We start from the raw sequence: 22,679 nt of genomic DNA, 5'->3' as shown, positions 1-22,679 counted from the left end.
GTGGAGAATTTATGGTGGCGTGGCACGATAAGGCTGGCAGGGAAATAAGCAGTTAATTCAGCGGGAATAAAGAAAACCCGATCGCGGGGATCGGGCGGACAATGCTATTTCCATAAAAAGCATAAAGCGGGGAAACCCTGCTAAAAAGAGGGTAAAACTGAAGCACACAACGCCACATCACTAGCATTGCCCGGAAAGAATAACATTCATCAGGGCAAAATACTTTCAGAAAACTTCTATTTTCAGAAAAAACCGTAAAAATGTTCACGGCAGCGAAAATAACCACCAAAGGTACATAACGTGAAAGGAAATAAGGTCCGTGCTCTGACCAGCTGTCGTCAGAAAATATAGTCAGCCCGTATAAGATATCGACACAAAATCACAATGCATTGAATTTAAGAGATAAAAATTAAGCCATACCATTTTTTAGTTATGCCGACATTTAAGCCGACCGGCAAACTAGCTGGCCGGCACATTTCATTGATAACGAGAGCCCTATTGCTGTCCTGGCAATTAATCGATGTGCGTGATTAATATAACGCTAATTTTTCGTTGCGCTGAAGCGTAAGGTTAAATAACCAGCAAGCGGCGCACAATAATTATGCGCCGGCTATTAATCCAATTGCGCTGGCGAATTTAGCGGGGTGGCGCAGAAACAGGATATCGCTGAGTTGCAGCCGGATGGCGCAGCAGCGCCTGCGCCGGACGTATCGGCCGCCGTACCAGCTCACCCGCACAGTTCGGGCAGTGCTGCGCCAGCACGCCTTCCGCGCAGTCAACACAAAATGTGCACTCAAACGAGCAGATGCGCGCATCAGGCGAGGCCGGCGGCAGATCTTTATCGCAGCATTCACAGTTAGGACGTAATTCCAGCATGGCACTCTCCTGTCAGGGGTCAGGGCTATCATCGCCGCCGCCGCCCCGGCGCGCTAGCCTGTGAGCGGACATAGGGCGGACAGTTCGGGACAGCTTTTCATCCTGCACGCCTTGCCTTGCGCGCTAAAAACATTACATTCCGCAAAAGCCGTTCTATAGTTCATTCGCTACGTTTATCTGCGAGGCTTTTGCATGCGTGTTAAAGGGTTAAATATCGGTTTCTTTATAGTGATTCTGGCGATTGTCACGATCGCCTTTTTTGATGTGCTGGCGCCCTATTTCTCTGCCATTTTGTGGGCGGCGATTCTGGCGGTGATCTTTGCGCCGCTGAAGTCACTGCTGCGGCGCAAAATGGGCGACCGCAACGGGCTGGCCTCTTTTGTGACCTTACTGATTATCTGCCTGATCGTGTTCACCCCGCTGGCGATCATCACCTCGTCGCTGGTGGTCGAGATCAATACGGTGTACACCAAGCTGCAAACCAATTCCGCGCAGTTCCCGACGGTGTTTGCCTCGCTGCTGCAGCATCTGCCGGAGTGGGCACAAACCTGGCTGGCGGATCACGATCTGAACAATGCCGCACAGATTCAGCAAAAACTCTCCGGCTTTGCGCTGAAGGGCGGACAATACATGGCGGGCAGCGTGTTCCTGATCGGTAAAGGAACTTTCACCTTCACCGTGGGCTTTGGCGTGATGCTTTATCTGCTGTTTTTCCTGTTGAAAGACGGCGCCTGGCTGGTCGGGCTGATTCTCGAAGCGCTGCCGCTCTCCACCTATGTTAAGCACCATCTGCTGATGAAATTTGCCGCTGTATCGCGCGCGACGGTCAAAGGCACCGTGGTGGTGGCCGTGGTGCAGGGGGTGCTTGGTGGCTTTGCCTTCTGGATCACTGACATCGACGGCAGCCTGCTGTGGGGCGCGCTGATGGCGTTCCTGTCGCTGATTCCGGCAGTCGGCTCGGCCATCGTCTGGGTGCCAGCGGCCATCTTCTTCTTCGCCACCGGTGCGCTGTGGAAAGGCCTGTTCCTGGTGGGCTTCTTCGTTATCGTGGTCGGGCTGGTGGACAACATCCTGCGTCCGCTGCTGGTTGGCAAAGATACCAAAATGCCGGATTACCTGATCCTGATTGCCACGCTGGGCGGCATGGAAGTGTACGGCATCAACGGCTTCGTGATTGGTCCCTTGATCGCTGCCCTGTTCATCGCCTGCTGGAATCTGCTCTCCGGCCGCGACAACCGGGAAAATGTCGAAGAGATCGACGAAGAGTTTATCGAAGAGGGTAAAACCCGCGAGTAGCAGCGGTATAACAACTAAAGACCTGCTGACGGGCCACTATCGCTCACTGGCAGGCTCATCCAAAGCGGCGCTTTAAAGCGCCGCTTGTCTTTTCAGCGCGGCCGCCAGGCTGTCTCGCACGCAACGCTGTCTGCGCCTTTACTGACCTTTCCCTCCTGCCTTCACCCTTTTACCGGGCTCAGTCAGCACTCAGCCCGGACGTTTCACAATTAAACCCATGCTGCTAAGGTGTCAGAGGACAATCGCGACAATCTGGAGCGTATAATGCTTACAACAATAATTTATCGCAGCCACATCTCTGAAGATGTTCCCGTCAATATCCTGCCGGAGATGGTGGCAAAAGCGAGTCTGCTCAATGCTGAGCATCATGTTACCGGCATCCTGCTGTTTAACGGCACGCACTTTTTTCAAATCCTGGAAGGGCCGGAGCAAGGCGTTCTGGCAATCTACGCCCGCATCTGTGCCGACCGGCGTCATCACAATGTGGTCGAGCTGATGCGCGACTACTCCCCTTCGCGGCGTTTCGGTAATGCTGGCATGGAGCTGTTCGATTTGCGTAATCACCACAGCGGCAGTGTGCTGCAGGCGGTGCTTGATCGCGGCACGTCGAAATATCAGCTGACCTATGACGATCGCGGGCTACAGTTCCTCAGAACCTTTGTCGAAGCGCGTGAAAAAGAGAACTACTTTGAAGTGCCGCCGGCTGATTGCTGGGAGTTCATCCCCGCGGAAGGGCAATCTCCCGCGCCGGCCAGTGGCGTCACTTTCCGCCCAGTGGTTGATCCCCTCGGCCGTGAAGTGACGGCCATTGAGGCGATTCCGCACGCGCAACCCGCCGGATTAAAGGAACATGAGCGTTACATTCATGACCTCAACGTGGTGACAGACGCACTGCATAAAGCCGGCCAGGCATGTCCCGATGGCATGACGCTGTATATCAGTATCCTGCCGATGACGCTGGTTTATCTTCCCGATGCGGTAAGTCAGCTGGTCAGCGCCATCGCGCAGGCGGAGCTGGTGCCGCAGCAAATCATTCTTGGCGTGAGCGAAACGGAAGTCATCTCCCGGCTGGAAGATTTTTCCACGGCGGTCAGACAGCTGAAAGAGGCTGGCATCAGCCTTTCCATTGATAACTTCGGCGACGGCTCGGCCGGTCTCTCTTTACTGGCGCACGTCCAGCCTGACCGGGTACGTATCGGCGCAAATATTGTACGTGATATTCATCGTAGCGGCCCGAAGCAGGCGGTGATGCAGGCGGTCATCCGCTGTTGTTCGGCGCTGGAAATCAACGTCATTGCGGCCGGCATTGAGCGTCCCGAAGAGTGGATGTGGCTGGAGGCGGCCGGGATCATCGATTTCCAGGGCAGCCTGTTTACGCCTGAGGGCGGTGCCGTGGCATGGCCTGAGAGCCGCGAGGCGATCTGAAAGCGGTTAAGCCTGACGACGCAGAACCTCTGAAGAGATAAAACGTCAGGCTCACAGGAGAAGACAATGCTGAGCGATGCCCGACTGCAGTTTATATCCAGCCATCCGGAGGAGAACGAACCGGAGGCGGTATCCATGGCGCGCGAGTTACTTCGGTACCGCAGTGCGCTGGCGCAGCCATGGGCTGTGGTGGAGGGACTGGGTGTGAAGTACGTGGAGGACGGTAACGGGGCGATGATCTGGCCGGCGCGTTACTGCGAACGCGGCGACACCTTACTTTATCGTCTGGATCAGGCGGCTTCAGAGGTCAGCGGGCGCGCTGAAGCCGCGGAACCCGTCAGAAAGTAGCGCCGTGATGGCCGGTGCGAACGCAAATGTCATCCTCTTTGCAACGCCGGCAACGCAATATGCTGATCATTGCGCCGATAACCCGCGTCCGGCATCTTTTAGCGGAGTTTGATGTGCTCAATGTGTCCGGGTGAGATTCCTGTGGTAAGCTCATTGCCCTAACCGCAGCCGGACAGACTGATGAAAAACAATTTTGACGATAAAATGGCGGATATCATCATCGGAGAAGCCGTAACGGCGTTACTCGATGATAACGTCGCCATAAGCTGGGCGGCCCTCAACGACAGGCTGCAGGCGATGCTTGACCGCGAAACAGACAGTGACCGAATTCGTGCTGTGCTGCGTGTCATTGAGGACGTCAGACGGGAAATGGAGATGAGCGCGGTGAAGAAAGAGACGTTCACTGCCGGGCATTTTTCTTTTTCCGGCAAGCTGCACTGATCGCTGCCTGACAATCTGCCGCGCCTGACGCTGTGGTTTCTGCTATACTGTATGCTTATCCACCAACGGATGGAGGTCATTTGAGCGATGACACCACCGCCGAAGATATCTACGCCGTTATTGGAACGGTTGTGGCACGCCTTCTTAAGCCGGACCAGCACCTGACACTTCAGGATATCACCCATGCCCTGCATCATCTTGGCGAAACGGCAAGCGAAGATAAACAGCGGCAGGCCTGTTTAAACGCCATCAGTATGCTTGTGAAGCAGATGCACTAAGCTTAATCTACTGCTCCGGCTTACTAACCTTTTCAGAACCCTTCATCATCCGGCGTTCTGCCGACCACGATTTCAAGCACGTTGCGCAGTACATCCAGTTTGACAATATCGGTGGTCATCTCAAGCTCTGCGATGAGATACAAGATGATGGTTTTGCTCGTCACTTTTTGGCCATGGATGACGATGTCGCGAATCACGGCATCCAGTGCCGCGGCTTCGGCTGCATAGCGCTCACCGCCGCTGCGAAAATGGTGAATAAGGGCCGCTTCAGCGCTGAATGCGTGTTCGTTGGTTTGCATGTGTAGTTATCCGTAAACCGGGCGCTGCTGACAGCCCGGTGGTCGCCAAAAAAATCGGCCATCCTGAGATGGCCGTGTTATGCCGGGCGTCCTGCCACACTCCGGTTAATCACGAGATCGTATCGTCCCTGTCATTAATGCTTTTTACCAGCCCTGGGTTGTGACATCCCGCCCAGAGCAGCCATCGGCTTTTCACGATTTTCCCGGGCTGCTGACTGCATCTGCAGTTCCCTGATGGCGATCCTGATCGCCTCCAGACGGTCGGGATTAAATTCCTCTGCGGCCATTGACCGGAGCCGGGCTGAAACGGTCGCCACATTGATTCGTTCATTATTATCGAGCAGCCTGACCACCGCCTCGCCCAGAACGATTTCGGTTAAACGTTCAATTTGACTTCTCTGCATGCCCACCCCCTGCGGGACTGTGCCCTTTCGGACAAGTGGCTGACCCTTCCCGGATCATAAAGCGCATGCTGCAGGTACCACCGATTATCCCTTTACGTATCAGCGTTCAAACAGCATGCCAATCAGCGTCTGGTAATGACGCTCTTCTTCATAATTTGCCGCGACCTCAAGGCGTCTCAGCAGTTTGGTGCAGATCGCCTTACGGTTGAGGTTTTTTCCTGCGCGCAGGATCTCAACGACAATCTGCCCCAGCGTTTCCTGCTGAGTAGGTGCTGTCGCTCTGCTGAAATAGCGGGCAATCTCACTGGCGCTGTCTGGAAATTTTGCAACATTCTGACGCATGATGATCCCCTCAGATGGTTAAAATACCGTCGCTTCTCTCTGTGCGTAAACTTATACAAAGAAATAAAACTTGTACAGCAATACTGTTTCTGTATTAGCTACATTCTTGTGCAAAAAATGCTAACACCTTAATCTCAGGGGCTTACGTGCTGAAATAATCAGCATGATGGCTGGGCTAAGCGGCAGGAAAAACGGTATCGATTTGGACAACCCGCTGATTACCTGACACGGTATGAGGATTGTTGCTGTACAGACGATATCGTATCGGTTACTTTGCGCCCTACAAGATGATCGTGTGCTGCAGGTGGACAAATGAGAAACAACGGGCTGCCGCCTTGTCACAATACCGGACTAGCCGGTTACTTCAGTCAGGTCACCGATCCCCGCCAGATTGCGCTACTGGGACGCATCACCGTTGAAATTTTGCGTCAGGAACGTCGGCTGACGCGCACCGCGATCTGCCTCAAGCTTATCGGGCACATCAATGACACGGACGATGACGTCGAAGCGGAACAGGCACGTTCCCTGCTGGCGATGCTGTTTGGTCGCTGATCGTTTGATTCATCCGCTCACCTTCAGCGCGTTGCACATCCGTCGCTAAAGCCCGCATCCGTTGCCACATGCCGCGTTGCCGAAAATCGTTAATACGAGGTTTGATGGTGGTGAAGACGTCATCCCTGACAGTTTTCTCCGGCCGGTACACGCTAACGCGCGTCCGATGAGGTCATCTACGTTGTCGTCTTCCGGCCAGAGCCGGACTACGTCTTATGGCGTCAGTTCTTCTCGTCGTTCAGGCCTGCAAGCGTCTGCAGGTACGGCACATGGATCGCGGCCTGCTCAGGCTCATCAAAGCTTCTGAGCCAGCCGATCGCCTCTGAAATCGCGGACAGGCGTGTGTCGCTGCCGCCAGCGCGTTTCATGTGTCTGAGCTCGTCGATAAGCGTATTAACGCTGATCTTCTTTTTGCCCAAAGCCAGGCTTAGTGCCGCTTCGCCAATAATGACGTGCCCTTTCCCGTCGTGTTGAATAGACAAATTTGCTTCCTCCATTTCACGTTGATGAGAACCTCACGTCACACTGTAGACCCTATTGAGCGAACCGGTGCAGGCAAGTTCTGAAATGAAGCCTGTAACAGGATTTATTTTAGTGAGCATGAAAATGCCGCGGCGGGTGCCGCGACAAAGGTTTTTGTCGGCAGGCGCTGACGCAACCTGCCGCAGCATGACGACGATTCAGCCTGATGACGCGGCTTGATCCGCAGGTTCACCAAAATGCTCGCGCATGTGGGATTCAATTTCTTCCAGTGATTTCCCCCGGGTTTCCGGTAACATCACGGCAATAAACACCAGGGAAGCCACATTGATTGCGGCAAAGATAAAGAACGCCTTATTACCCACCAGCGACAGCAAAGGCGGAAACGCCAGCGCCACCACGGCGTTGCATATCCACTGAAACGCTACCGCTGAACCGGTTAATACCCCGCGAACTTTCATCGGAAATAACTCCGACATCAGCAGCCAGTAAACCGGGGAAATGCACATCTGCATAAAGAACAGGAACACCAGAATACACGCCAGCGCCAGCAGGCTTTGCGTCAGGCTTTGCGGCATGAGAACCAGCACCGCGCCCAGCGCCAGCTGCATCGCAATCACCACCGACAGCCCGGTCATCAGCATCGGGCGCCGGCCGAAATGGCTGATGGCTTTAATGCCGGCAAAGGTGGCCAGTACCGATACCACCCCGTTGCCGATGGTGGCCGCAATCGAAGCACTGGTGCCCAGCCCGGTACTTTTCAGAATGACTGGCGTGTAATACATGAAGGCGTTGACGCCGGTAAACTGCGCGACGATGCCCATGCCGCAGCCCAGCAGCAGCAGACGCACAATCCATTTCTCTTTTAACAGTTCGCGCGCGGGTGGCCCCTGACGGGCTTCGCGGGCATTCTGCCGCATCTCTGCCATCTCTTTTTTAATCTCGCGCGGATTTTCCCGCAGTTTGCGCAGGATACGCAGCGCCTCATTAAAGCGCCCTTCCGCCACCATCCAGTGCGGTGAGGCCGGGACAAAAAAGGTGCCAATAAACAGCAGAATGCCGGGGATCATCGCCAGCGACAGCATATAGCGCCACATGCCCGGATCGTGTAGTAACAAACTCATGGCGGCGCTGACGACATAAGCCAGCAGTTGCCCTGACACAATCATCAGTTCGTTGCGGCTGACCAGCGGTGCCCGGCGCTTAGGCCCGGCAATTTCAGCGATAAAGACCGGAACCGTTGACGATCCACCGCCCACCGCGAAACCCAGAATAAAGCGCATCACCACCATGATTTCCAGATTCGGCGCAACCGTGGTGCCTAACGCCCCGGCAATGAACAACAGGGCAAGGCTGCGTAACGTGATACGGCGACCAAAGCGGTCCGAGACATAACCGCTGATGAACGCGCCGAGCGCGGAGCCAAAGGTGAGCGCAGAGGTCACCAGCCCTTCGGTAAATGGCGTGAGATCGAGACCGCCCTGCGCGGCGGGCAGCGTCATGTAGGGCAGCGCGCCGGAAATAATGCCGGTGTCGTAGCCAAACGCCAGCGCGCCCATCGTGGCGACTAACACCACAAAAAACAGGCGCTGCTTAACAGTGAACGTCAGGCTGCCGCCATCATCTGATTGAGACTGCGAAGGATTTTGCTTGCTATCGTCCATGGGTGATTCAAGACCTGGTCAATGACGGGATAAAAAGGAGGTTTGAGTATAGTCAGAAACGAGAAAGTGTGAGGCCGGTCACGATTTTTACCGGATGGCGACGGAATAAAAATCCCGTACCACCCTGACTGCACAGCGCATGTTTGCGCCGCAGCCGCGCCCTCGCACTGCGCTCAACCCCTGGCTGGCCTGCTGCAATCCCGCCCCCGACAGGGGGAAAATTTTCTGCTAAGGTACGCTGGCTGGTTAATGAGAAACACGCTGAGGCGTAACGCAGAAAGGCAGGTCCGGTGACAGATTGCTGAATTAACGTTCAGGAAAACGGTGTCTTTTAAGGTAGAACGTGAAAAAAGAAACGGTTAAGAAAAATATCATTCTCGCGGCGCTGCAGCTTTTTCGGGAGCGCGGCTTCAACAATGTTTCAACCCGTGATCTGACCAATACGCTGGGCATATCCCGCAGCCATATCTACCACTATTTCAAAAACTGGGATGCGCTGAGGCTGGACTCGATTGCTTTCATGCTGGATGAGGACGTTGCCGCTTTCTCTGTAGAGAGTGAAAAGAGGGATGATTCACAGCATGACGCCTTTTTTCGTGCGCTGGTGGATTATCTCCTGCCAGATGGGCCGGCTTCTCACTGGTTGATCTACCTCGAGTTGTGGCCGCTGGCGGCAAGGGATAAGCAATTTGAGCAGCTGCTGCTCTCCAGCACGCAGACGTGGACGGCGATCATCCGTCAGGGCTTATCCGGCAAGGCATTTGGCCACCTCAGCGAAGCAGGTAAAGACGAGGTGGCGCGTAATCTTCACGCCCTGATTGACGGTTACTCAAGCGCGCTTATTCTTAACTACTCTGCGGATAAGCGGACACATTTTTTTCTTGAGATAATGGCCGCCTTGCAGAAACTTTGTCGCTAGCAGGGATTTTTCCACATAGCCGCTTACCTTCCGGGCTTTAAATCATTAAACAGCCTGGCCATCTTGCTGCCGGCTGAGGTGTAGGCCGGATTGTTTTTCTCCGGCGCCATCCAGCTTTCATCCGCTTCCGGATGCGGTCCGCTCAGGAGTACCGTGCCTTTACCGTAAGTATATTTCGCCAGCGCGATATCACCGTTGGCATAGCGCGCCAGAGCGACGAAGCCGTGCGCGTCTTCGGCATTCAGGTAAGGACCATCCTGATAATAAAATTTTTCGGTTTTCCCCTGCCAGACAACATCGACAACGTAATCGCCTTCGTCGGGTATGTTAGTCCCCTTGCGCATGACTTCAGAGTCCAGCGATGAGGGGATCAGCCCCAGCCAGTTTTCATCGGCCAGATACGCGCCCATGCACAATCCGAGAAAGCTTTTTCCATTGCGGACAAATTTGCGTATGGCCTCAGCCCCTTCGTCGCCCAGCGCAGCAAAGGCGCCGGGGATGTCCTGCCCGCCTCCGGGCTGGATGTACACATCAAAACTGGCGAGGTTATCCTGCGTGACCTTTATTTTTTCCTGCTCTCCGACATACGCGATGTCCAGCGGCAGACCGCTCTGTTCCAGCGCTTTACGGACCATTTCTGAGCAGCCCGGACAGCCCGCACCGCCGCGATAGATAGCGACATGGGTGACGGCAGCACTGGCCATATTCGCGGTGGCTAACCCGCCAGCAAGCAGAATGGCAGCATACATCAGAAGGTTCTTCATCAGATAACGCCAGAAACGGGAGGAGGCTCTCAGTAACATTGTTTTCACCATTAGCGGCTGGACCAGGCTCAAAATTAGAGCGACTGCTCAATTTAGAGCTAGCCTGAAGAGGCTGTCAACAGCCTGACAGCGCGAAAAATACAACCCCCTGTTTTAATTAGTCTTTCACATGATCCCGTCAATGGCTTCCGTGATTGTGCTGGTTGCAGAAGGAGTGTCTGAAGCTGACCGGCCGGGAGTTATTCGATAAAACCGCTGGCTGACTGCCGTAACCGCCCGGTGATAGCGATCAACCCTTCGATGTCTTCCGGCGTCAGCAAATCGAGGAAATTTCGCCGCACACCCGCGGCATGTATCGGCCGCGCTGTAGCAAGCAGCTGGCTCCCTGCCTCTGTCATGCGGACTGAAATCCCTGCGCGAGTCGCGCGGCTGCGCTGTACCAGATCCCGGGCGGCCATACGTGAAAGCTGGTGCGATAGCCGCGACTTGTCCCACTCAAGGTATTCCAGCAGCTCACGCTGCAGCAGTACGCCCTGCGGACTGCGGTTGATTTCCATCAGGATCATAAAATCCGGACCGGACAACCCGGTCGCCTCATTGATCTCTCTGACAATGCGTCCGGTGATGATTTCAGCAAGCCGGCGATATCCGCGCCATGCCTGCCACTCTGCGTCTGAAATCTCTGTGCTGCCCATTATTTATCCCGTCGCGTAGTTGATATGTCAACTTTGTGATTATACAGTATCCACTTTCACATTGGGGAAGAAAAGACATGTCGGACAAACTGACTATCGCTATCGTTGGCGGCGGCCCGGCAGGCCTCACGGCGGCCGTGATTCTTCAGCGCCACGGTTTTAACGTAACGGTGTTTGAGGATGAGCCGGCGGATGCTGCGCGGAGTCAGGGCGGCTCGCTTGATTTGCATGCTGACAGCGGCCAGGCGGCACTGCGCAGAGCGGGCCTGCTCGAACAGTTCATCAGTATCGCCAGGCATGAGGATCAGGAAAGCCGGATGCTGAATTACCTTACCGGAGAAGTTGAGGCCGACAGATTCACGCCGGAAGGTGAAATGGATAAACCGGAGATCGATCGCGGCGAGTTGAAAAACCTGCTGCTGAGCGCCCTGTTACCGCAGACCCTGCAGTGGGATCACAAACTGCATTACGTTGACTATGGCCGGCAAAAAGCGCACGGGCTGGTGTTCAGAAACGGCAGGCGCTACGAAGCCGATATCGTGATTGGTGCTGACGGTGCCTGGTCGCGGGTCCGCAGTTACCTGACGCCGGTACGTCCGGTTTATACCGGCATTACCTTTTTCGAAGGCTGGATAGATCACCCGTCCGACCAAATCAACAGCATTGCCGGCAACGGGACCGCGTTCAGTTTTGGCGGTGCGCAGGCGCTGGTCACGCAACGCAACGGCGGCGGGAGGATTTGCGTCTATGCGGCGATGAAGCGCGCCCCTGATGTCATCGATCAACACCAGGCCTCCTCCGGCCTCACCGCCTGGGTGCGCGACAGCTACCGCGACTGGGCCGCTTCCCTGCAATTGGTGGTGAACGCCACCGGTGACTATGTCAGACGCCCGATTTACAGCCTGCCTGCCGATTTTGGCTGGGCACCACGGCCGGGCATCACCCTGATTGGCGATGCCGCTCACCTGATGCCGCCGGTTGGCGTGGGAGTCAACCTGGCGATGCTTGATGCTTCAGACCTGGCTCTGGCACTGTGCGAGGCTTCGCACCCGCAGAACGGACTGCGCTCTGCGGAGACCCTGATTATGGAACGCGCACGCGACATGATGCCTGATGCAATAGCGGGGTTTCAGAACTGGTTCGATGAGAGAGCCTGACACCAGTTTTACGTGACCCGCCACCCGCGGTTTACTGTTGCTTTTGTTCCGCCTCTTTCTGTTTTTTGGCGGCCATGTGGTGGCCCACCGCGCAGCCAGCTGCCGCACCGGCAACGCCATGATGAACCAGATGACCTGCCACGCCGCCAGCGACGGCGCCTTTCAGGCACCCTTTTGCCTCTGCCTGGGCGCTAACGACTAAAAGAAGGCCTGCCGCTGCCAGGGCCGCAATCCACTGTTTTTTCATTGCCGTAAATCTCCATAAAGATACGTGTTATGTCAGTAATGCTGAGCATAGCCTGGCAGCACTGACGGCATGATATACAGGAGGTAAACGGCGAACTTTGTTACCTATGGTTACGCTTATGCAGCAACGGTCTGCTCAGGACAAAGTCAGTCAGGGCGCAAAACGCACCGGTATCTTTTCTTTCAGATACACAGGCCGCATGGGGAAGGTGTTGGCATCTATCGCCTGCTTTACCGCATTGATAGCGACGGCGCACAGATCAGCATCTCCGCCCTGCGCAGTGACGTTTGTCGGTGGCTGACCTAAGGGTTGCGTAATGACCAAATCACAGGTCTTACCGTGATATAAATTCGCGTCAAAAAACCGATACTGTATTGCGGTAACGACCTGACAAAGCCACAGATGCGTATCTTTATTTGCTATTTGCGAGGAGGTTTGCGATTCGCACTCGCTTCTTATCTCGGAAGCGGTTGGAAACCTGAATGACTGCCTTGTTGTTTGTTTAGTATGGGACTGGCAGCCGACTAATAACATGACGGCGATAAGTGAGAGTGTTTTTTTCATCATGGCATCCATGCAGATCATTTATGCATTTATAGCATCCCGGATAGATTGCGGAAACCGTGCCTGCTATCGGGTTGCTTTCGCATTGGCAGCGAATACTCACCCCAGCAACCGACCGCATTCCAGATGTGAGAATAAACAGTGTAACGTCTCATGCCAATTCGCAGACCCCATCAAAGGTTGCGAAATAAGGCCAGCGTGTTTTGGCCAGCCTGACATGCAGGGATAGGTTTCTGTTGAAAGGTCGGGACGGCTGCAGAATAAATTCAGCAAAGATCTTTCCGCCCCACCCGACTCAATCCCCAATATGCACGTGATTTATTGAGCGTCCTTAGTCTGATTTCTACTCAGGAACGCTGAGCCCTTTTACGTCAGACACGAAATGTGTCCACCATCCCCCGCAGAGCGTGCGCCTGCTCAGAGAGAGACTGAGACGCCGAAGAGGACTCTTCAACCAGCGCAGCGTTATTCTGCGTGACACCATCCATCTGACTTACCGCAATGCTAACCTGAGAAATGCCCTGCATCTGTTCTGAAGAAGCCAGTGAAATATTATCCATGGCCTCTGCCAGTTCGCCCACCATGCTGACAATCTTCAATATGCTCTGCCCTGTACCTGCTGCCACCTCAACACCGCTTTCGACCTGCTCAACGGCCTGTTCAATCAGCTGTTTGATGTCGCGAGCAGCATTTGCACTGCGCTGTGCAAGCGTTCTGACTTCACCGGCAACCACGGCAAAACCGCGTCCTTCTTCACCTGCCCGGGCGGCCTCCACCGCTGCGTTGAGCGCCAGAATGTTGGTCTGGAAGGCAATGCTTTCGATCACGGAGGTGATGTCCCGTACCTTTGTCGCGCTCAATGAGATCTCATTCATGGTTTCAGACATACGCTGTACGTCGGCCTCACCTGCGCGTGCCAGCGTTGCCGCATCCCGGGCAGACCCAGCGGTCTGCTGCGCGCCGGCCGTATTACTTTTCACGGTGGCGGTAAGCTGCTCCATACTGGCCGCAGTTTCCTGTAGTGCTGCAGCCTGCTCCTCAGTGCGGGATGACAATTCTGTATTGCCCTGTGATATCTCATCCGCCGCCAGCGCCACTGAAGCAGCAGAGTCTTTTATCTTTGACACCAGACCACGCAGGTTTGCCTGCATGCCATCCAGAGAAGCCATCAGGCTGGTACTGTCATTGTTTCGCAGCGTTACTGGCGTCGTCAAATCGCCAGAAGCAATGGTTGCCGCAAGAGTCTGCGCCTGTACAGGCTCGCCGCCCAACTGACGCATCAGTACGCGAATGGTCATAACGCACGTTCCCACTGCCAGCAGTGCTGATGCGGCCGCGAGCAACATCAGGATCAGCGATGCCCGGCGTGTCGCCTGACTGTTAGTTTCAACAGCAGACTGCGTGTTTTTCATCTGAACCAGCGTCATGTCATTAAGCGCTTTGAGCAAGGTACTCTGCACCGGGCGCGTGACGTTCAGCAGATAGGCAGTGGCTTCCTCAGCACGATTTTCAAGCCCGAGCCGGCCAGCCTGCTTCAGCGACGAAAGTGCAGGCTCCTCAGCTTCAGTAATGCGGCTCATGACTTCCCGCCCCTGCGGTGTTGAATCCTCCTGCATCACCTCAGCCAGAGCCTTACGGCTGGCTATATACTGCGCTTCTTGTTTTTGTACGCGCTCCCATTCAGGCTTCATTGCCTCAATATCTGTTAAGAGCGCCAGGTTACGAACCGCAATGCCCATATCCCTGATGCTGCCACGCATATCCAGCACCAGCTGATACTTTTTCATTTTGACGTTGACCGCATCGTCCATGCCTTTGGTCGCACTACTCAGGGCGTTGAGCGCAATGCCGGTACAGATAATAAAAAGCACAATAAGCAGGCCAAAGCCCGTTGCAAGCCGGGTAGATATTTTCATATTAATTCTCGCTGTAAGTAGATGAGAGTGTCAGATATGAATGTGTTATCGGCATTGTGTGACGCAGATTCATCACCCGGAATAGTTAATTTTAAAATTTATTTCGGACCCGTTATTCAGATTTACGTGGGTTACATATCGCTATATTAGTGACACTCTCAATATAAAATTAACCCCCGACTTTTTGAGAGAAATAATTCTTGCATGCAGGTAATCAATACCTGGCTTAAAACCCTCCGCACCAGGAAATTTTTCACCGATATGCTACCGCTGACACCCTGTTCTTTTCCTGGCGCAATAATTCTGAATCCGCCGAGGGGAAATGGTAAAAACCATTGATTTTAATGAAAAAAATGATGATTGAATTTTCTTCGATTGACCTAAAATCGTGCCAACGTTAAACACCTGTTATCATCCAGCCGTAACGCCACGAAACCAGAACGAGAAAAATAGCCCGCAAAGTTTTTATAAAAGGTTAATTATTATTTACCATCCCCGCTTAACAGGTGACAGGTTGATATTAACGGCCGTAAGTATTTAGCAGGAATGGCCTGACGCGATCCCGAGTCAGGTGCCATAATTATTTCTAAAATATTTTCAATGAATATCGTCATCCGCGCCTGACTGACAGCGGTTCAGAAAATCTGTCTGGCAGGAAACATCGCATCTATCCTGAATGGTCAGGTTAACTTATATAATTCCTGTCTAAAAAGGCATTGCGCGTTGACTGTCAACGAGAATAATTCATCAGGGTGCTTATGCCCCAGTGAGCTGGCGTTTCGCCTTGTCATGTCGTGCTCTGGCATCAGCACAGAGATAGGCGGATGGGAGAGCATCGAAATGGTTCAGCGGTATGCTCACCTGGCACCGAATCATCTGACAGAGCATGCGAGGCAAATTGACGCGATTTTTGGCAGTCGTGTCCCAAATCAGTCCCACGGGAAATTTTGAAGGCTGAAGGAGGTTGTTAAGTGATTGATTTTGTTTGGCACCCTACAAGATTCAAATTAAAACCCTAATCCATTGAATATAAAATAAAAAATTGTGTTCTATAAATTTTATACCAACAATTATACCAACATATTGTTTGGCGTGGTTTTGCTAGTTTGACCCACGTTGCAGGTTCTCTATTTGTTGAGGCTGAAGCTATTGTAACGGCCCGCTACCTAGACGCCAACATTCCCGGACAATGCTTTACAATGATATCATTCATCTTTTCTACAAGTTAAGGGCGTTTGAACGTGAGATGCGCGGTGCCCTCCTGAAAGTAGCGGATGGATAAGTACGCATCATCGTAAACATCCTTACCCGGATTATCGCGGATGTAGTCCATCAGGCGAATGGATATATCTCTCCGATTGTCAGGTACTGATTTACCATCTAGTAAACACAGCATTCGCTCGAGGTCTGACAACTGATCCCTCCGCCAACCCCAATTCAGACTAAATCCCCAGCAGTTATGCATCACCAAATTGTTAATGATGATCTTCTTACCGAAGCGGCAAGGACTATTGGCTTTGTCATCCCAGGACAGGCCTTTGAAGACGTTAATGACACCACGCTCAAAAACATCCATTTTGTTCAGATGTAACTGTTCAAAAGTACTGAGAATGTTAGCCTCACCGATAGCTGGAAGATCGCCATCCTCCAGGTTCTTGTGCCACTGGTCGCGAGCCTGCGCATCCATCAAGGCCATCATGCCGGATTTCAGCATCAAATCGCGCCAGATGCTGCGGTCTATATTGTGGGTAACGGCAGGCATCGCTTTATCAGCCTTCTCAGTCAGCCAACGATCGTAGCGGTGCCCGGACTTCATCGCCCAGTCTTGCGCTGTGCCACCGCCAATTTCTGAGGTTTGCCGTAAAATGGCATCAAGCTGCTCAATGAGTTCTTCAATTAGCACAAGTGCTGCATTACGTCCGGTGACGATGTGCTCAATATTGGTCGAGTTAATGAGCTCAGTGTGTTCGGTAATCACTTCAGGTTCTGTTTGCATCGCAAAAAATTTCATATAAGCAAATGCCTCTGCCGGTGATGGCAGAGGCATTATACATTGTCAGATAGAGGAGAAAGCAGCAGAAAGGTAAATCTGGAATACGCTATACAGGATTTAATCGAGATTGCGCTGCGTTAATCCGGTCGCATGACTTGCCTTAAGTACATCGGCGGCGGTAAGAAAGATTTCTGGCTCAGAATAGGGATTACTGCTGGTATCAATGCGCACCAGGTCATATTTTTCCACCAGGAAGTTGATGGCATCGGCCAAGGTAACACCTGCCTCAATGTGCTGCTGGATGACTGACTCACTGCAAAATGGCGTATCGTTTAACTCCAGCCCAAAGTGCCTTTCCAGCAGATACGTAAGAAGTAGCTGCCAGATTTCTACTGGTGACGGGCGTGACGGTGCCTTCCGCGTTGGGATGGTGGGTAAGGTTTGCATAAAGGTGATCTCTGTAAAATAAATAAGGCGCTGGTGATAGGGGACGTATTACGTTGAAGGAAGCCCTCATTGTGTACATCGTCTTCGTACCAGAGTGAACATAATACGAAGTCGTCATGTTGATGCTGTTGTAACAGTTCAATAACCTCGCTGATTTTACAGGCGTGCGGCATGGCTATTAATTTCCTGATTGTGCTACAGGTTGCGTCGGATAAATCGCAATATAGACATAACCGCAACTGCCGAGGGTATCTGCGTCGAGGGTCAGACCTTTTGCATACAGCGTGACGCTGTGCTGATGGCTTGGATTGAGTTCACCGGAAACCAGCATTAAGTCGAGCTGTTTGAGAAGTACCGGAAACGTCTGATCGAGATGGCGTAAATCCGCATCACTGGAGGCTCCGGTGATACTGGCGCGGTCTGCCAGGTAATGCAGGCGATTGCCTTCCTGTATAAGCCTTGCGCCAAAGCTCGGCGTGACAGCGGGTTTAAGCCCCCACCAGAGTTCGGCAATATCATGATTTGCTACAGGTGTTGTGTTCTTCATTTAAGTAATCCTTAACTGTGCGTTAATTCAGGGTAACGCTGCGCAATACGACATACGGGCCATTGCGGTCCTGGCGACGCTCAGCGAATACGGCCAGCACGCCGGCGATATCCTTTACCTCCCGCCCGGCATAGTGGCAGATACTGCCTGACCACTGGTATTTCACGGTACAGAAGCGAAACAGGCGGGAATGAGGATGCTGACGGTAAATCGTCATTGCCTGGCGTTTGCTGATGATTTTCATCGCTATTCTCCTTACAGCCAGCCGCGTTCGGCAAAAGAGACAATATCCATCCCGCCGACCACCAGATGGTCCAGCAGGCGGATATCAACCAGGTTCAGCGCCTGTTTCAGGCGTTCGGTGACTCGTCTGTCTGCGTCGCTGGGTTCAGCGAGACCAGACGGGTGGCAGTGCGCCACGAGAATGGCGGCAGCGTTATGTTTCAGCGCAGCCTTCACCACTTCTCGTGGATGTACCTGCGTATGGTTGATGGTGCCGGTGAACAACGTGTCGTGCGCAATCAGCCGGTGCTGGTTATCGAGAAAGAGCGCGGTAAATTCTTCGCGCTCCAGTGTGGCAAGCTGCAGGCGCAGCCAGTCACGGACGGCATGGCTGGAGGTGAATGACGCTCCGGGTTCACGTAACTGTCGCTCCAGCAGGGTCAGCGCCGTCCTGACCGTCTGCTGTTCTGTGGGCGCCAGTTCACGGGCAAACAGCGGGAGTTGTTGTTCCATAATGTTGACCTCAGTCGATGATGTGCATAATGGCGTTACACTCCGCGTGGCTGAGCGCGAAGTCCCGCAGACGGTAATAGTGCCCGGTCATGGCATCGCACTCGGTACGCATGGCGTGGTGGCTGTACGTCATCAGGCAGACGGCAATACCGGCGGCCTCAGCGCTCATTTCTGCGCCGTTTCCGTTCATGCTGTTAAACAGTGCCCATTTCCCGTCATCGTCACCGCTGGCTTCCGGTGCCATAAATGCCCCGCCGCTGCTGAGGGTGTAAAAATTCCAGATACCACTCTGGTAATCTGTACAGAAACGGTCCATCCACGCGAAGACTGTCGGTTCGAGGATTATCCACTGCGGGATGCTGCCGAAGTGCCCTGGCCAGAAGGCAACACGTTGCTCATCGGGCACCGGCGTGCACACGATGCGCTCTTCATCCGCGTATTCTGAAGCTGGGGATTCAGTCACCGTACTGGTCAGGTTAAGAGTATTGTCCATGTGATTTCCTTTGTATTTTCATATGGGGTGTTGAGACGAAGTGACGGGCAGGACTTCGCATAGCCATCCTCATCACAGCGTGACGGCCAGCTCTCCTCCGTGATGCTTAAGCTGCACAGGCTGCGTTCACCGGGGCGATAAAGAAGGTGAGAGCACCAGACGCAGAAGTCGTCGTCAGAGATGGAGCGGCTGCAGGGATTGTTTTCCAGGGCGGTCGGATAAAGGGTGGCCTGGTGGGCGTTATCAGGTAGCGGTGGCATCAGCTCAGCGCCTGCTGCAGTTCTTCCGCCATCACCCACAGTGCCCGGTTGAGCTTAACGTCGCCGTCTATGCTTTTAACCGCCCGGGTCTGGCTGCGTTTGCCTTTGGCTGTACGTCCTGGCAGCCCGCCTTTCAGCAGGTTCTCCTGGCAACGATTGAAAACTGACCACAGGTCGTCCTGACGGTCTTCATAACGGCGGGGCGTCAGTATCTGGGATGATGTCAGCGGCTGGTGCTCATCACCAAAGCGGTACGTCAGTGCGGCTCTGGCAAAAGCCTGCTGTGCGGTCGGAGTAAGTAACAGCGACTGCATGGCATCCCGCTTCTCTTCCACCCGCTCAAATATCCCCAGTACCTCGTAAGCTCCTTCAGTGACTTTATCAACCACATTACCCTTGTGCGGCACGCGCACCTCACCAAAGGTTTCGCCACAGACAAGCCCGTTCTGACAGAGAAAACGAAACAGGCCCGGCAGCATCTGGTATGAGCTGGAGCCGTCGTGACTGTTAAGCAGAATGATTTCGGGGACCTGTTTACCGGTAATCTGGCTTTCACGCCTGAGACGCAGCATGTGCTTTGTGTGGTCGCGTTTATTCAGGTCGCGCACGCGTGTCTGGCAGGCAAAGTACGGCTGAAACCCTTCGCGCTGCAGGTTCTCCAGCAGGATAATCTTCGGTATATAGCTGTAACGCTCAAAGCGTGACGTGTGCTTGTCTTCGCTGAAAACGCTGGGAACATGCAGCATCAGTTCTTCACGGGTTAACGGACGGTCACGGCGTATCTGGTTAATCCGGCCAAAGCGGCTGGCTAAGCGCATGGGTAACTCCTTTGATTAAATAAATGAAAAGGCCATACCTCCCGAAGGAAGTACGGCCTTTTAGTGATCTAAAAAAACGGGGGTTAATACCTGGGGGGAATACGGTCAGTACCAGGGATGCCAGACGAGCAGGCTGTATCCCAGAACAAGAATCAGGACATACAGAATGCAGGATCTAAGGTAGATAACGCCTGCTTTTTTCATCCTCCCTTTTGTCATTTTGACCTCACTACCATGTTATAAAGCACTGCGCCAAATAACGGGTCGAGTATCAGTGACACCATAAACCACAGCCAGAATGAACGCCCGCGTGATCTCGCACACCATCCGACCAGGGCTGAAGCCATCATCCATAACAACAGAAAAATTATCATGTCAGTATCCTTACTGATGGTCGGCCAGACGCGAGAGGGAGGCAATACGGGTTTCACCCTGCGCCAGGCTACAGTTATTGGCCCTGGCGGATACCAGTGCGCCAGCGAGCGCCGGAGCCAGTTTCTGAGCCGGATATTGCCAGCTCCATGCCAGTGGACCGTGAGCGGATACTCCGTCATCTTCATAGAAGTGGAAAACAAAGCTTCCCCGTTTATAATCCAGCATACGTGACGCTGCTCGTTTAAAATCCGGTGAGATCTGGCTGTCGAACAGTGTCAGTGGCTGTTCGGCATGAGTCTTCATCTGATGATCCCCCTCCGGGTAATACTGGATAGTCATACCCGTTGCGCCTGATGCCTTGCCTCCTGCGATATCTTTCAGCCAGTAGAGAATGTTCAGGCGCTTTTCCGGGCCGTTGCAGGTAAGAATAAACTTCTGCGTATCCTTACCTTTTGTGGCGCTAATGATAAAATCATCCACGCCACCCATGATGCGGTCATGCGCGACCTGCACATTTCCTGCCACCTCGCCTGTGACGATAACGGGTTTAATGTCATAGGCAGCAGCACGGCTCACCTGAATCCATGACACTGCGACGACAATCAGCAGCGGGGCAATAACGTTTACCGTTTTCATTTTTTCATTCTCCCGCTTCGGGTAAAACGACATAAATATCCCGGCCCCTGACCTCAATGGTCACGGGCTCCTTTACACCGGTATTCAGCAATGCCTGCGCCTGCCAGAAACGGCCGCTGACCTCTTCATGCATTTCCGTCACGCGGATACAGCGCTCATCACTCCCCTCTTTATGCAGGATTTTCGTCACTACAGCGCAGGCACTCTGCGCCAGATTTTCTGTACCCGAGGTTTTCTTAAACTGATTTATCGCCACGAATGACAGCACTGTACAAAGCAACCAGACCTGCAACAAGCGCCAGGGCTTACCCTGACGCTCATCACGTTGACGGAGATAAACCATCGGTAGCAAGAACCACCCCATTGAAGGGGGAGTGATCCCCTGTTTCATCAGGTTCAGCCGGTCGAGCAACACCCAAATAAGGGAGAGAACGATATACAAGCCAAGTGCAATCTCTTTAGGGAGGAAAATGGCGAAGGGTATCCAGATAACCGGAAGGCCAATGGACAAGCACCACGCATAGGCGTCCCACTTGAGAAACGGATAAGGTTTCAGCATAAAAATATTCCTTTATTAACAATTTATTAGAAATTTCCGGGATTAAATGACAACCCCAGCCAGGGGATCGTATCGGGATGCAAAGAGGAGGGATAATCGTTAGTGAAGATCAATAAACTAAAATTGATCGTTTAAATCTATCGATAAAAACGATCATTAAAATCAAATTGATAGCCAAAAACTATTTAGATGCAATATTCGATCGGCGAAACAGATCGAACGGGTAGCTGGTTTTAGCTAAGACTTAAAAGAAGCGATGCCAGAATAATCTGGCCAAAGAGAGTAGCCGACTACGAACCTGTCTTAACCACGTTCTTATTGTGTGTGACTCCAGCAGGGCATCCACGCTTTCGTCGAAGATATCGCCTACAACTCGGACGAAACCTTCTTGTGCAGTGGTGGTAACCTTCTCCGTCCGGTACTCAGGTACAAGTTGACGGGTAACCGCACTGCTGGCTTTGTCGGGTAAAACAGTGATTAGGGTTTCGACCCACCGAGATATATTGAAACCTTCAGAGGCAGAAACCGCCAAAACAGGATGAACAGGAGAAAATATGTTATTCACCTGCGCTACTTTCTCCTTTAGGTTCTGCTGCTGCCACATAGAAGGTTGGTGGGTTGCAGTATTCCATTCCCGGCAAGGCTCTATTTTATCGGCCTGGCTGAGGACGAACAGAAAGTGGGCGGGTTTTGCGCCCTGTGAAACCAACTGCCGATAACACCGGATATCATCATTCCAGGCGCGGTCATCAGCTTTCAGCACCCAGACAATCAGGTCCAGCTTATTCAGCCAGTGTTGGTACAAGCGGGCATACATCTTATCAAGCATGGGTGTTTCACCGATCCCAGGAAAATCAACAATGTTAAGTGCATGCAGACCATCAGAGGTATTGTACTGTTGAGCAAAACGGGTACACCCCTTCACCGCATCCACGCTGGCGGGAGGAAACCTAAAAAGCGTATTACATAGGCTGGATTTGCCCGCTCCCGACTTTCCCATGATGCCAATCACAGGTTCGTAGCGAACACACTGGAGCAGACGTTCGACCAGCTCATCCGACAGAACGCCGGGGATACGGGATAGGGATTGTTTCGTGACCTCAGGAATTTGCCCGGTAAGGGTACTGTCTGACACATCAACCTCCGTGA

Annotated in this window: 28 protein-coding genes and 2 pseudogenes; 9 read left to right on the top strand and 21 right to left on the bottom strand. The window is 53.1% G+C overall.

Annotated features, from left to right (window positions below; genetic code table 11):
* Positions 1–636: 636 nt before the first annotated feature.
* Positions 637–876: a DUF1272 domain-containing protein gene (locus F3J41_RS01380; protein ID WP_058781242.1), complete on the bottom strand. Its 240-nt coding sequence runs from the start codon at positions 874–876 to the stop codon at positions 637–639.
* Positions 877–1,068: 192 nt separating this feature from the next.
* On the opposite strand from F3J41_RS01380, the gene F3J41_RS01375 reads away from it, so the two are divergent.
* The 5 genes from F3J41_RS01375 (at position 1,069) to F3J41_RS01355 (ending at position 4,664) form a co-directional block, all read left to right on the top strand.
* Complete coding sequence (locus F3J41_RS01375; RefSeq protein ID WP_058769423.1) at positions 1,069–2,172, top strand: AI-2E family transporter; 1,104 nt, start codon at positions 1,069–1,071, stop codon at positions 2,170–2,172.
* Between the two features lie 264 nt (positions 2,173–2,436).
* Positions 2,437–3,597 (top strand): diguanylate phosphodiesterase, encoded by a 1,161-nt coding sequence (locus tag F3J41_RS01370; protein ID WP_104092678.1) that lies wholly within the window; start codon positions 2,437–2,439, stop codon positions 3,595–3,597.
* Between the two features lie 66 nt (positions 3,598–3,663).
* On the top strand, positions 3,664–3,945 hold the full coding sequence (locus F3J41_RS01365; RefSeq protein ID WP_021508608.1) for a hypothetical protein: 282 nt from the start codon (positions 3,664–3,666) through the stop codon (positions 3,943–3,945).
* 180 nt (positions 3,946–4,125) lie between these two features.
* Entirely contained in the window at positions 4,126–4,386 is a 261-nt protein-coding gene (locus tag F3J41_RS01360) for a hypothetical protein (protein WP_058769420.1), read from the top strand.
* A gap of 80 nt (positions 4,387–4,466) precedes the next feature.
* Positions 4,467–4,664: a hypothetical protein gene (locus F3J41_RS01355; protein WP_058769419.1), complete on the top strand. Its 198-nt coding sequence runs from the start codon at positions 4,467–4,469 to the stop codon at positions 4,662–4,664.
* A gap of 32 nt (positions 4,665–4,696) precedes the next feature.
* On the opposite strand, the gene F3J41_RS01350 is transcribed toward F3J41_RS01355, so the two are convergent.
* The 3 genes from F3J41_RS01350 to ycgZ all read right to left on the bottom strand — a co-directional run bounded on the left by F3J41_RS01350 (position 4,697) and on the right by ycgZ (position 5,709).
* Entirely contained in the window at positions 4,697–4,963 is a 267-nt protein-coding gene (locus tag F3J41_RS01350; protein ID WP_104189066.1) for a biofilm development regulator YmgB/AriR family protein, read from the bottom strand.
* Between the two features lie 134 nt (positions 4,964–5,097).
* Positions 5,098–5,367, bottom strand: coding sequence for a hypothetical protein (locus F3J41_RS01345; protein WP_058775261.1), 270 nt, complete (start codon positions 5,365–5,367; stop codon positions 5,098–5,100).
* 99 nt (positions 5,368–5,466) lie between these two features.
* A complete protein-coding gene (gene ycgZ / locus F3J41_RS01340; RefSeq protein ID WP_021508613.1) occupies positions 5,467–5,709 on the bottom strand; it encodes a regulatory protein YcgZ in 243 nt (80 codons plus the stop codon).
* Between the two features lie 312 nt (positions 5,710–6,021).
* On the opposite strand from ycgZ, the gene F3J41_RS01335 reads away from it, so the two are divergent.
* Positions 6,022–6,261: a biofilm development regulator YmgB/AriR family protein gene (locus F3J41_RS01335; RefSeq protein WP_021508614.1), complete on the top strand. Its 240-nt coding sequence runs from the start codon at positions 6,022–6,024 to the stop codon at positions 6,259–6,261.
* A 221-nt stretch (positions 6,262–6,482) separates the two neighbouring features.
* Here the strand turns inward: F3J41_RS01335 and F3J41_RS01330 are convergent, their stop codons facing one another.
* Together F3J41_RS01330 and F3J41_RS01325 are read right to left on the bottom strand one after the other, a co-directional pair.
* The gene (locus tag F3J41_RS01330) at positions 6,483–6,743 is read right to left on the bottom strand and encodes a hypothetical protein (RefSeq protein ID WP_031279895.1); all 261 of its coding nucleotides are present in this window, start codon (positions 6,741–6,743) and stop codon (positions 6,483–6,485) included.
* Between the two features lie 198 nt (positions 6,744–6,941).
* Positions 6,942–8,405 (bottom strand): sugar porter family MFS transporter, encoded by a 1,464-nt coding sequence (locus tag F3J41_RS01325; protein ID WP_159378385.1) that lies wholly within the window; start codon positions 8,403–8,405, stop codon positions 6,942–6,944.
* A 343-nt stretch (positions 8,406–8,748) separates the two neighbouring features.
* Here F3J41_RS01325 and F3J41_RS01320 point away from each other — a divergent pair, with 343 nt between their 5' ends.
* Positions 8,749–9,324 carry a TetR/AcrR family transcriptional regulator gene (locus F3J41_RS01320; protein WP_166709753.1) on the top strand — a complete coding sequence of 192 codons (576 nt, stop codon included), beginning with the start codon at positions 8,749–8,751 and terminating at the stop codon, positions 9,322–9,324.
* Between the two features lie 23 nt (positions 9,325–9,347).
* On the opposite strand, the gene F3J41_RS01315 is transcribed toward F3J41_RS01320, so the two are convergent.
* Both F3J41_RS01315 and F3J41_RS01310 read right to left on the bottom strand, forming a co-directional pair.
* Complete coding sequence (locus F3J41_RS01315; RefSeq protein WP_247656238.1) at positions 9,348–10,088, bottom strand: BPL-N domain-containing protein; 741 nt, start codon at positions 10,086–10,088, stop codon at positions 9,348–9,350.
* 239 nt (positions 10,089–10,327) lie between these two features.
* Positions 10,328–10,783 (bottom strand): MarR family winged helix-turn-helix transcriptional regulator, encoded by a 456-nt coding sequence (locus F3J41_RS01310; RefSeq protein ID WP_058757920.1) that lies wholly within the window; start codon positions 10,781–10,783, stop codon positions 10,328–10,330.
* Positions 10,784–10,860: 77 nt separating this feature from the next.
* On the opposite strand from F3J41_RS01310, the gene F3J41_RS01305 reads away from it, so the two are divergent.
* Entirely contained in the window at positions 10,861–11,940 is a 1,080-nt protein-coding gene (locus F3J41_RS01305) for an NAD(P)/FAD-dependent oxidoreductase (RefSeq protein ID WP_166709751.1), read from the top strand.
* A gap of 31 nt (positions 11,941–11,971) precedes the next feature.
* Here F3J41_RS01305 and F3J41_RS01300 read toward each other — a convergent pair whose 3' ends face one another.
* The 3 genes from F3J41_RS01300 to F3J41_RS01290 form a co-directional block, all read right to left on the bottom strand.
* Positions 11,972–12,187, bottom strand: a complete 216-nt coding sequence (locus tag F3J41_RS01300) for a hypothetical protein (protein ID WP_021508621.1) — start codon at positions 12,185–12,187, stop codon at positions 11,972–11,974.
* A gap of 150 nt (positions 12,188–12,337) precedes the next feature.
* Positions 12,338–12,763: a cell envelope integrity TolA C-terminal domain-containing protein gene (locus F3J41_RS01295; RefSeq protein ID WP_233210677.1), complete on the bottom strand. Its 426-nt coding sequence runs from the start codon at positions 12,761–12,763 to the stop codon at positions 12,338–12,340.
* 359 nt (positions 12,764–13,122) lie between these two features.
* Complete coding sequence (locus F3J41_RS01290; RefSeq protein ID WP_166709749.1) at positions 13,123–14,667, bottom strand: methyl-accepting chemotaxis protein; 1,545 nt, start codon at positions 14,665–14,667, stop codon at positions 13,123–13,125.
* Positions 14,668–15,480: 813 nt separating this feature from the next.
* Here F3J41_RS01290 and F3J41_RS01285 point away from each other — a divergent pair.
* A pseudogene (locus F3J41_RS01285) lies at positions 15,481–15,618 on the top strand (integrase); the annotation flags it as partial.
* A gap of 211 nt (positions 15,619–15,829) precedes the next feature.
* On the opposite strand, the pseudogene F3J41_RS01280 reads toward F3J41_RS01285, so the two are convergent.
* The 10 genes and pseudogenes from F3J41_RS01280 to F3J41_RS01235 all read right to left on the bottom strand — a co-directional run bounded on the left by F3J41_RS01280 (position 15,830) and on the right by F3J41_RS01235 (position 22,665).
* Positions 15,830–16,663: pseudogene (locus tag F3J41_RS01280) on the bottom strand (DUF4942 domain-containing protein).
* Between the two features lie 114 nt (positions 16,664–16,777).
* A complete protein-coding gene (locus tag F3J41_RS01275) occupies positions 16,778–17,107 on the bottom strand; it encodes a TA system toxin CbtA family protein (protein ID WP_166709747.1) in 330 nt (109 codons plus the stop codon).
* A 178-nt stretch (positions 17,108–17,285) separates the two neighbouring features.
* Positions 17,286–17,654, bottom strand: coding sequence for a type IV toxin-antitoxin system YeeU family antitoxin (locus F3J41_RS01270; RefSeq protein ID WP_166709745.1), 369 nt, complete (start codon positions 17,652–17,654; stop codon positions 17,286–17,288).
* A gap of 22 nt (positions 17,655–17,676) precedes the next feature.
* On the bottom strand, positions 17,677–17,898 hold the full coding sequence (locus F3J41_RS01265; protein ID WP_166709743.1) for a DUF987 domain-containing protein: 222 nt from the start codon (positions 17,896–17,898) through the stop codon (positions 17,677–17,679).
* Between the two features lie 11 nt (positions 17,899–17,909).
* Positions 17,910–18,389, bottom strand: a complete 480-nt coding sequence (gene radC / locus F3J41_RS01260; RefSeq protein ID WP_166709741.1) for a DNA repair protein RadC — start codon at positions 18,387–18,389, stop codon at positions 17,910–17,912.
* Positions 18,390–18,399: 10 nt separating this feature from the next.
* The gene (locus tag F3J41_RS01255) at positions 18,400–18,852 is read right to left on the bottom strand and encodes an antirestriction protein (protein ID WP_371815448.1); all 453 of its coding nucleotides are present in this window, start codon (positions 18,850–18,852) and stop codon (positions 18,400–18,402) included.
* A gap of 289 nt (positions 18,853–19,141) precedes the next feature.
* Positions 19,142–19,960: a DUF932 domain-containing protein gene (locus F3J41_RS01250; protein ID WP_166709737.1), complete on the bottom strand. Its 819-nt coding sequence runs from the start codon at positions 19,958–19,960 to the stop codon at positions 19,142–19,144.
* Positions 19,961–20,344: 384 nt separating this feature from the next.
* Entirely contained in the window at positions 20,345–20,971 is a 627-nt protein-coding gene (locus F3J41_RS01245; protein ID WP_166709735.1) for a hypothetical protein, read from the bottom strand.
* Positions 20,972–20,975: 4 nt separating this feature from the next.
* Complete coding sequence (locus F3J41_RS01240; RefSeq protein ID WP_166709733.1) at positions 20,976–21,530, bottom strand: hypothetical protein; 555 nt, start codon at positions 21,528–21,530, stop codon at positions 20,976–20,978.
* Positions 21,531–21,774: 244 nt separating this feature from the next.
* Positions 21,775–22,665, bottom strand: a complete 891-nt coding sequence (locus F3J41_RS01235; protein WP_371815446.1) for a GTPase family protein — start codon at positions 22,663–22,665, stop codon at positions 21,775–21,777.
* Between the last annotated feature and the right edge of the window lie 14 nt (positions 22,666–22,679).

The organism is Pantoea sp. Ap-870, from assembly GCF_011752515.1.
GTDB lineage: Bacteria > Pseudomonadota > Gammaproteobacteria > Enterobacterales > Enterobacteriaceae > Pantoea > Pantoea dispersa.
Note: the sequence above shows the minus strand (reverse complement) of the source record. Positions and strands in the feature narration are given on the sequence as shown.